General features: G+C 63.1%; 3 protein-coding genes and 1 riboswitch. Of the genes, 2 read left to right on the top strand and 1 reads right to left on the bottom strand.

Translation table 11 applies throughout. The annotated features are described in order from the left end of the window. Positions 1-132: riboswitch (cobalamin riboswitch) on the top strand. This riboswitch is flagged as partial in the annotation. Positions 133-178: 46 nt separating this feature from the next. Continuing rightward, positions 179-901: a 5,6-dimethylbenzimidazole synthase gene (gene bluB / locus AC1DUU_RS25830; protein WP_476786222.1), complete on the top strand. Its 723-nt coding sequence runs from the start codon at positions 179-181 to the stop codon at positions 899-901. Here the strand turns inward: bluB and AC1DUU_RS25825 are convergent. After that, positions 898-2577 carry an outer membrane beta-barrel protein gene (locus tag AC1DUU_RS25825; protein WP_476786221.1) on the bottom strand — a complete coding sequence of 560 codons (1680 nt, stop codon included), beginning with the start codon at positions 2575-2577 and terminating at the stop codon, positions 898-900. The two genes, bluB and AC1DUU_RS25825, sit on opposite strands and share 4 nt — an antisense overlap. A 150-nt stretch (positions 2578-2727) precedes the next feature. Between AC1DUU_RS25825 and AC1DUU_RS25820 the strand changes: the two genes are divergently transcribed. After that, on the top strand, positions 2728-3726 hold the full coding sequence (locus tag AC1DUU_RS25820) for a KpsF/GutQ family sugar-phosphate isomerase (RefSeq protein WP_476786220.1): 999 nt from the start codon (positions 2728-2730) through the stop codon (positions 3724-3726). Positions 3727-3841: the final 115 nt, after the last annotated feature.

The raw sequence follows: 3841 nt of genomic DNA, 5'->3' as shown, positions 1-3841 counted from the left end.
GTGCAAATCCGTGGCGTGCCCAACGCTGTAAGAGGGACCGTATCGGCAAAAGCCACTGTTCATCTTGAATGGGAAGGTGCCGACAACGGGTTGAACTCGAGCCAGAAGACCGGCCCGGCAGAAATCGTCCTCCGCATGGTCAGGCGGGGGAAATCGATTGCTCGCAAGGGGATACGCGATGCCGGCTGACCATTTAAATTCCAATTGTTTCGACCAAGCTGCACAAGATGCCGTCTACCGCGCCATCTTCACGCGCCGCGACGTGCGCAGCCATTTTCGGCCTGACCCACTGAGAGATGAGCTGCTGGCGCGGCTGCTGATGGCTGCCCATCACGCGCCGTCGGTTGGCTTCATGCAGCCATGGAATTTCATCGTCCTCCGCGATGCCGAGCGCCGGCAGAAAGTGCGCGACCTGTTCTTCGCCGCGCGCCAGCAGGAACTGCCGCACATCGCCGAGGAACGGCAGGCACTTTACCGCAAGCTGAAGCTCGAAGGCATCTGCGAGACCCCGCTCAACCTTGTCGTCACCTGCGACCGGAGCCGCTCGGAAAATTCGCCGCTTGGACGCTGGCACAATCCGGAAATGGATCTCTACAGCACCGTTTGCGCCGTGCAGAATTTCTGGCTGGCGGCGCGTGCCGAAGGTGTCGGCGTCGGCTGGGTCAGCATCCTCGACCGCGAGGCGCTGAAGCAGCTGCTAGGCATTCCAGATCATGTCGTGCCGGTGGCTTATCTCTGCGTTGGCCGGGTCTCCGAATTCGCGCAAAAGCCCGACCTTGAAAGGCATGGCTGGGGCAGCCGCCTGCCGCTGGCCGATCTCATCATGAGCGAGGTGTTTTCCGGTGGCGGAGAAGAAGCGCTGAAGGCGATTGCCGCCGAACTCGTTGCCCCTGAATCCTAGCGCTGGATTCTCATCCCGAGGAACACTGTGTTGGTCGTGCTATCGCGGTTGGGCAGTGTGCTGGTGAACGTTTCATGGCGCAGCCTGCCGGTGAGGCCGGCATAGCGGTTGAGCCACCAGGTCATGCCTGCTTCGGCGGTCAGCGTCAGATCGTGGTCCTCGGAGTCGGCATAGTCGCGCCAACCGGCGCCCACGGCTGCCATGCCCGTGAGGTTCGCGCGGATTTCACGCTCGACGCTGAGACGCCCAGCATAGAGAATCGAGCCGCTTTCGCCCGGAGTGGTCGAGCCTTCCACGAAGGTTGCGCCGTTGAAGCCAACGATGGTGCCACGGATCGGCGACCATCTGAGGTCGGCGGCAAATGTCGGTTCGGAAATGGTCTTGAGGCGCTCGTCATCGAAGTTTTCGCTGATCCAGCCGGCCGAAAGCTCGCCGCCGAATTTCTCGCCCATGTCCAATTCGACGCCGGCGCGTGCGCCGATCCTGTTCGACGAGCGTTCGAAGCCGGCAGTGTCGAAGCGGAGATCATAGACGCGGCGTCCGTATTCGACCTCGCCAAATGGCGTCAATGCAGGCGATATCTCGTAGCCGGCGCGCAGCCTGCCTGTGTAGAGCGTGGAATTCCTGTCTTCCTGAGACAGCGTGGCGCCGTCCGACAATTGAGCGTCGCTGTAGGTTTCCTTGGTCGCCTCGCCGGCCACGCCGAAGCGGAATTTGCCGACATCCTTCTCCAGCCCAAGCTCGCCATCGAGGATGTGGAGCGTCGGCCGCTCGGCGGTGCCGACGATGACGACGGGGGAGGTGGCCGATTCCGGGCGGAAATCGTAGCCAAGACGCGCGATGGCCCGAAGGTCGTCGGCGAGGTCGAGCTGCAATCGGCCGTTGATGCCTCCGGCGAGATCGTCGACCTCCTGCCCGGAGAGGGATTTGCGAACGATRCCATACGCATCGATGTTCGCCGAATGGCTTTCCCAGTCCGATGCGGCATTGAGCCGAAGGGCGGTATCCGACAGCACCGCCGACTTTCCGTCCGGGCTCGAATCGGCGTTCGAACTCGCCTCCAGTCCTTGCACGAGGCTGGGCCTGAGCACAAAACTGCCGACGCGGATGCCGGTGGGCGCGAAGGGAGTTGCATCGATCAGGGGCGTAAGTGCCTCGATGGCGGCTTGCCGTGCGGATTCCGGGCCGTTCTCCACGCTGGTTTCTGAGTCGATGGTACCCTGGCGCACGGTGCCGGTGGTAATGTCGTCTTCCGCCGCTGGCGCAACGGGCCTGGTGGCGGGCGCCCTTGTGGGGGCCGCGCGTTGCCGTCGCGCCTCTTCGGCACGTTGGCGGGCCGTGGTAGGCTGGCGAGCGGACGCCGCGCTGTCGGCGTTGGGCGGCTCGCTGAACAGGCTGTCTTCTGCGGCTGCGTCCGCCTGGTCGGGTAGGGCGCCGGGGCTGACAGGCTGATAGTCCGCGACCTGATCTTGGGGTTCGGGCGTTTGCGGCTGGGCCATGGGCCTGCGCGTCAGCGAACCTGTTGCGTCTCCATCTGCAAACGTACCGCGCAAGCCGGCTTCCTGAGCATGCAAAGGCGTGGCGCAAAGCAACGTCGCTAGACTTGCTGTTGCCAGCAAGGCGCGCAGTCCTGCACTGCCCCACGGTCCTTTTTGCTCTGGCCTGATCTGCGCCATCTTTTCCACTGCTTCGCCGACGCATGGGCGCCGCAATTACCAACTGGTAAATGGCCATGGTTAACGGAGCGTTTCCCGCCACCCCGGGGACGCATCGTTCGGGCCGGATAATCATGGACAGGGACCGTTCGACGCGCTAACGCATGCGACATGCACGCTGGATCGCTGAAAAAAGAGCCGGACCGGCAGGCGTCGATCGCCTCCGCCCTCCGCACCGTCACCACTGAGCAGGCCGGCATGGCCGCGCTTGCTGCCGCGCTCGAAGGGGTATTGGCGGAGCCATTTGCCCAAGCCGTCTCGACCCTCGGGCAACTGAGCGGCCGGGTCATCGTCACGGGTGTTGGCAAGAGCGGCCATATCGGCTCCAAGGTCGCAGCGACCCTGGCCTCGACCGGAACGCCAGCCTATTTCGTCCACCCCTCCGAAGCCATCCACGGCGATCTCGGCATGATCACCAAGGAAGACGCGATCGTGGCACTCTCCTGGTCGGGCGAGACGGCCGAACTCAAGGGCATTGTTGCCTATTCCAGGCGCTTCTCGATCCCGTTGATTGCCATTACCGCCGGCGACGCTTCCGCATTGGCACGTCAGGCGGATGTCGTCTTGTCATTGCCGCGCGCCCCGGAAGCTTGCCCGCATGGGCTCGCGCCGACGACCTCGACGCTGCTCCAATTGGCAATTGGCGATGCGCTGGCGGTGGCCCTGCTTGAAGCGCGCGGCTTCACCGCCGACCACTTCCGCACCTTCCATCCGGGTGGCCAGCTCGGCGCGAGCCTGATGCCGGTCGGCGACCTGATGCACATAGGCGATGAAATGCCGATCGTATCGGTTGGCACCAAGATGCCAGAGGCGGTCAAGACGCTGTCCAAGAAGCGCTTTGGCTGCGTCTGTGTCGTTGACGAAGATGGCAAGCTCGCCGGCATCATCACCGACGGCGATCTGGCGCGCAATCTCGACCGCAATCTTGCCGAGACCAATGTCGAAGACATCATGACCCGGCGGCCCAAGACCGTGCCACGACAGATGCTGGCAGGTACTGCAACTGCCATGCTCAACGAGCACAATATCAGTGCCATTCTCGTGGTCGAAGACGACCGTCCGGTCGGCATCATCCACTTCCACGATTTGCTCAGGGTCGGCGCTGCATAGAGCGCCGTGCGTCCGAACGGACGCGCAAAGGACGCTCTAAATCATTGAATCTACGCATCGTGCTTTCCGAAAATCGATTCCGATTTTCGGGCAGATGCGCTAGGCAGCGTCAGAC

The organism is Aminobacter sp. P4_H6_2 (assembly GCF_056400805.1).
The sequence above is the reverse complement of the archived record's forward strand: the minus strand, read 5'-3'. Positions and strand labels throughout refer to the sequence as shown.